The organism is Kitasatospora sp. NPDC034035, from assembly GCF_055575755.1.
Map to the genome: position 1 here is coordinate 1 of NZ_JBVISA010000094.1, position 4,748 is coordinate 4,748.

Annotated in this window: 4 protein-coding genes; all 4 read right to left on the bottom strand. The window is 67.6% G+C overall.

The annotated features are described in order from the left end of the window. Positions 1-223: 223 nt before the first annotated feature. A complete protein-coding gene (locus ACZ52J_RS42655; RefSeq protein ID WP_465626811.1) occupies positions 224-658 on the bottom strand; it encodes a hypothetical protein in 435 nt (144 codons plus the stop codon). A 378-nt stretch (positions 659-1,036) separates the two neighbouring features. Next, positions 1,037-1,618, bottom strand: a complete 582-nt coding sequence (locus ACZ52J_RS42660; RefSeq protein WP_465626812.1) for a hypothetical protein — start codon at positions 1,616-1,618, stop codon at positions 1,037-1,039. Between the two features lie 568 nt (positions 1,619-2,186). Next, the gene (locus tag ACZ52J_RS42665; protein ID WP_465626813.1) at positions 2,187-2,342 is read right to left on the bottom strand and encodes a hypothetical protein; all 156 of its coding nucleotides are present in this window, start codon (positions 2,340-2,342) and stop codon (positions 2,187-2,189) included. Positions 2,343-3,443: 1,101 nt separating this feature from the next. After that, positions 3,444-4,031, bottom strand: coding sequence for a hypothetical protein (locus ACZ52J_RS42670; RefSeq protein ID WP_465626814.1), 588 nt, complete (start codon positions 4,029-4,031; stop codon positions 3,444-3,446). Positions 4,032-4,748 lie beyond the last annotated feature (717 nt).

A 4,748-nucleotide genomic window follows, 5' to 3' on the forward strand; every position in this document is an offset into this window, starting at 1 on the left:
CAGGGCGCCCTGCAGCGCGGGGTCAACCACGAGGGCTTCTTTCCGTTCGGCCGGTGGTTGACCCCATCCTGCACCACTTCCAAAACACGGCCTAGGCGTCTTCCTCCAGCCGCGCTGGCCACTCGTGCACCAGGAAAACTTCGGCACAGCACTCGCAACAGCACCGTTCGTTCCTGAGCTGGCAAATGCGCAGCTCAGGAACGAACGGTGCTGAAGCAGTGGCCTAGAACCCGGGGCTCACCCAGTGCGCCATGATTCCCGTACGTCCGTCGCCGTTGCTGATGACGGCGGTGGGGTTCTGCCCGAAGCGGAAGGCGTGGAGCGTGATGACGTCATTGACGTCGAACTTCTCCAGGATCGTCTGCCCGGCAGTGGTCTGCATGGGCGTGTGCCCCCCGGTCAGTGCTTCAGTGCCGGGGATGAGGTTGCCGTTCTTGAACAGTGCAGTGCGGACGAGCTGATCCGATGCTGTGCTCCCGCCGGTGTACGAGCGGGCGTGGTAGGAGATCTCCCATACCCCGGGGAAGGGGATCTTGAGGTTCGGGACCTCGGAGATCAGCTCATCGGCGCGGTCGGCGCCGGTGAGGTCGTGGTTGAAGTCGACCGGGCTGGTCTGGAGCCACGTCGAACCCTGCCGGTAATTTGCTGGAGTCGTCATGCTTTTAGGCTAAGAACGGCAGTCGCAGGATGCGGGATGTTCGGTCGTATGCCATCCGTTCAGGTGGAAAAATGCATTTGGCGTTTAATGTCGGTGGGCTTGGTGTTCGCCAGTCCACCCGGTGATCCAAACAAGACGATCCAACACATGCGCCCGCCTCACGCAGACCGTTCGGGCAACATGCACCGGCTCGGACGGCAGACGTTTGCGAGGGGAATGCAAGCGCGGCGGCGTCGATGTGGTCGGCCAGTCTGCGCGCACGGACAGGCTCGGCCGCCGCGCCGGCGGATCCCAGGATCCGCAGGACGGCCCGCACGATCATGCGGTGCGGGAGCCTGGCTCCCCGCCGGGCGTCCGGCCCGGTGCGGGCACCATCAGTCACTGGTCGCGGCGTGTGTTGGAGGACTTCTCACCGACGGCGGCGCGCACCCAATCGTGAGCACTGCCGGGGTCGAGGGAGGCGAGGAACTTCGTGAGCGAGCCGTCCCAGCTCTCTTTCGCACGTTCGGCGGCTGCTGCGGCGACCATCTGCCGGGTGTCTGTGTCCTCGCAGCGAACCAGCGCGATGGCGGCATGGGTGCCGGCTTCCGCGAGGATCCTGTGGGCTTGGTGCTCGGTGGATCCGACGCGTCCTTCATGCACTTCAGCGGCGTGGGCCCCGACCCTTGCCCCTTTCAGTGTGGAGAACAGACCCATGAATCCGATCATCCATGAGAGGGAGATGCGGAGCAGGGCGCTCGCAAAGCCGTTGGCCGTCAGCACACGAGACTGAGTTAGCCTCAGCGAGCCGTCGGCGTTTGCGCTGACCACTACAGCACTCGTGCGACCCTTGCGGGCCCGCCTGCGGAAGCCTCGCCCGAGCGACGCCAGCATGTGTTCGGCGCGATGACGGTTATCGAAGCTGGCGAGGACTACCGACTCCTGCCCAGATTGCGCGACCGATGCGGTCTCCGACGTCATAGGGGCGTCCTTCGCAGCCGAGTGACCGAGATCAGACCTGACTGAGGACAAGGCCAAGCCTGCCTTTATGGGCATAATGTCCCATTTTAGCTGCTCGGAAGCCCATTTCTGTCGATCACGGTGATCGCGGGTTCGAGTGTGGCGGCTCGGCCGGGTAATGCTGGTCCGGGCACGCATGAAGCCAGGGCATCCGGTGCAGCTCGGGGTTGTCGAAGACCGAGCGCGCCCAAGGGGCCCTGATGACGCAGTTGTACGCTGTCGGCGGCGGTTACGCTCGGGCTCCTGACGTGACCGGAAACTGATGCAGTGTCACTCGTGAGGGTGAACGGCACCTATCCATCTCAGCCAGGCCGCGCCTCCCCGGGCGCGGCCCAGGTAGGCGCGCCGAGTCGGCTCCCGTTCAGGCTGCGCAGGGGAACCGGAGCTGACCGCCACCCCGTGGCGGGCTGACCTCGACCACGTCACCGGCCACCACCGGCATCCCCAGCCAGCCCGGACGGCTTGTCGGGCCGCGGTGGAGCCGCGGTATCCGGGCAAGCCCGGCCAGCATCCCGGCCTGGCGCTGCTCCTACTGCGGGGTGCCGTCCGACGTCCGGGACAGCGGCGCGTCGTTCTTCAGCTGCAGCTTGTCGATCAGCTTGTCCAGCAAGTTGTTGGGGTCGTACTCGGCCTGGTGGTCCAGCTTGTTGGAGATGGGGGCGTCCGGTGTGGGGTCGTTGGTCATGCTCGTTCTCCTCACTGGTCTGGCGCGCTGCCCAACCAGGTGGATCATCCCATGACGATGTGTCAGTGCGGGTGTTTCGGACAGTTGGCCAAATTGCCGACCCGCCGTGGCGCGGCCCGGCCCTGCGACGGCGGGCCGGCACTTCCCACGATAAGCAGCAGCGCACGGTGTGACCTGCTCGCGCCTGATGACGTGGAATGGCCTCGGATCGCATATTGTCTGGACCTGTTGTCCGAGGCCGGGTGCCTGTTGGCTGGCGTTCGAGGTCGGTCGTTCTGGTGACTGTGTGTGGTGGCTGGTGGGGGTTGGGGGTGGTGTCGGCCGGTCGGGCGGGTCGCGGTCTTTTCTGGCGTGTGTTCGGCTTGGAATTCTGTGCGGCTGTTTTTGTGGGTTGGCTGCGTGTGGTTTTCTGAATTCGGGTCGGATTGGTCGGGGCGGGGTGCTGGTGTGGGGCCGGTGTTCGGTTTTGTGGTGGTGGCAGCGGCTCGGTCAGGTGCCGCCGCGCGGCTGCGTGGCGGCACCTGGCAGCATCTCGCCATGACCGTTCGCCCCAGACGCCGCACCGCCGGCCGCACCTTCTTTCTCGGGTACGCCGTGCTGCTCATCGTGCTCGGGGTCTGGACGACGGTGCAGCCCTGGGCCGACCCGCTCTCTGGCTCGGGCGAGCTGCCGGCGGTCGCCTTTGCGATGGTGTCTGCCCCGGCGGCTCTTCCGCTGGTCGCGACCGGTGTTGGCGGGACGCTGAGCGATCCGGCCTTCAACGCCCTGGTCGTCCTCGTCGCACTTGTCGAGGTTGCCATCCTTCGCTGGGTGCTACGGCGCCGCGCGCCGAAGCAGCAGGCGGCTGACTGGCGGCTGACTGAGCGTCTGGCTGGGTGTCGGGCCGGGCATGGTGCGGCGGCATGCCCGCGGTACCCGGTGGCCCGCCGGTGCGTGGCTGCGCCGTGCGGTGGCGTACCGGTTGCGGTACGAGTTCTGGGTGGTGGAGCTGGCGAGCAGGAGGGCGGCGGTCCAGGAGGCGGCCCGTCGGGGTGCGTCGATCAGCGCCGGTCGCGCCACCGTGGGGTCAGCGGGGCGAGCGGCGCGGCTTTGGTCCAGGCGCTACTTGGCGAGGCTCACCGTGGCGTCGGCGTGGTTGATCTCGCCCAGGACCAGCTTGGGCTGGTCGGGGTCGACCAGGTGGAGGGGGACGCCGAGCTTGTAGTCGCCGCGGGTCGCGTGGGGCGCCAGCGAAGGGTCTTCAAGGTCCAGTGGCTCCCGGCCGACCAGTGTGACCTGGCGTCCGCTGCGCAGGGTGGCGTGTCCCACGATGGTGATGTCGTAGCGCGGGTCGAGTTCGTCGCCGTTGGCCGCACGGTTGCCGGAAGGCTGCCCGCTGTTCGGTACGTCGCACGGTTCGCCGATCATCCGCAGCATCATGCGGTCGATCGGATCGGTCGCGCCGCCATCCACGCGGACTTTGATCCCGCCTCTGAAGTCGATGGTGATCACTTCAGTGCGGTTTTGCAGTGGGGTGTTGATTGCCAGGCAGGAGTGCGGGATCTCCACTCCGATGGTCGGAAACGGAAACGGAGCTCGTGCCGCCGCGTTCTGAGGGGTGGTCGAGGCGGAGGCCGCTCCTGTCGCGGCGGGGACGGTGAGCAGGGCCAGGGCGGCGGTGCCTGCCGCGAGTGCGTTGCGCGGGTTCATCAGCATTCCTCTTGACTGTGGTCGGGTAGCTGCCGTCCATCGGCGGCGAGAGCCCCAGAGCCTCGTACTGTCCGCTGATGTCACGGACTCGCGAAGGCAACTTCCGGCTACCCAGGAACACTACTGAAAGTGTGCAGTCATGTGCTAGCCGTGATTGCCGGTGCCTGGCTGCGCTGCGCGGTGGGGTATCGGTTGCGGCAGGAGTTCTGTGTGGTCGATCTGGCTGAGCAGGAGGCGCGCAGGGCCAGGGAGGCGGTGTGGGACGCCCGTCGTGGGGGCGGCTCGGGAGTAGGTAGCGGGCTGTCGCGCCTGCTGTCGCGTTGGCCTGTCGCGGGGGGTGCTGTCGTGTGTTGTGACGTGGGCGGATACCCGGTTTCCCCTGTGTGTGGTCTGGGCGCGACAGGTGGGTGCGACAGGGGGTCGGGGTGGGGGCCGCGGCTGCTGTTCGGGTGGTGGCTGCTGCCGGTGCCGGCGACCGCCAGGTGCCGGTTGTCCTGGCCGCCGTCCTGGGGGCGCCGTCCGGGGTGGCTGGGCGGTGGCGGGGCGGCGGGCCGCTGGTTGGGGCCGGCCTTCTCCTGGTGGTGGTGTTCGGCGGGGGGCGGCCGGGTGGGGGTGCAACGCGGGGGTGCAACGCGGTGTTGCGCCGGGGTGCAAAACGGGGCCGTGTTGCGGGTCTGAACAGGCGTTATGTGGCCGGGAGGGGCCCGGGGCGGGCGT

Coding starts and splice junctions, on each gene's coding strand:
- ACZ52J_RS42665 (WP_465626813.1), bottom strand. CDS start 2,342: ATGACCAACGACCCCACACCGGACGCCCCCATCTCCAACAAGCTGGAC.
- ACZ52J_RS42660 (WP_465626812.1), bottom strand. CDS start 1,618: ATGACGTCGGAGACCGCATCGGTCGCGCAATCTGGGCAGGAGTCGGTA.
- ACZ52J_RS42670 (WP_465626814.1), bottom strand. CDS start 4,031: ATGAACCCGCGCAACGCACTCGCGGCAGGCACCGCCGCCCTGGCCCTG.
- ACZ52J_RS42655 (WP_465626811.1), bottom strand. CDS start 658: ATGACGACTCCAGCAAATTACCGGCAGGGTTCGACGTGGCTCCAGACC.